General features: G+C 65.1%; 1 protein-coding gene. It reads left to right on the top strand.

What is annotated here, in order from left to right; translation table 11 throughout:
• Nucleotides 1-107: 107 nt before the first annotated feature.
• Nucleotides 108-315 (top strand): hypothetical protein (locus KVS67_RS11765; protein WP_217565426.1); only part of this gene is annotated, 208 nt, incomplete at its 3' end.

Here is a 315-nt window from a genome sequence, read left to right as displayed (position 1 = left end):
CCTCTCTCCAGCATGTGCTCGACGGGCACCGGGAAAGGTCGCACCTTCTGCGGACACTCCTTGTGGAAGGCGTACGGCACGACGACGGCGTTCACGACCGTCTCTGGATGGATGTGTACCAGAGGCTGGTGGACGTGGGCTCGGTCCGCCGCTTGGGTGTCCCCACCCAAGCGCATCTGGAGAGAGCGAGGCTGTACCCAGCCCTGCTTGTCCAAGCCGCGCTCGGGACCGCTGCGACGTATCGCCGCCGCGACGGTCTCGTCATCAAACTGGCCACGCAGGTAATCGGAACACTTGACCACGGCGTCCGCCTTC

Origin of the sequence: Micrococcus sp. GbtcB5 (assembly GCF_019091605.1) — a bacterium.
In the GTDB taxonomy this organism is placed as follows: Bacteria; Actinomycetota; Actinomycetes; order Actinomycetales; family Micrococcaceae; genus Micrococcus; species Micrococcus luteus.
This window is presented reverse-complemented; position numbering and strand designations above follow the sequence as displayed.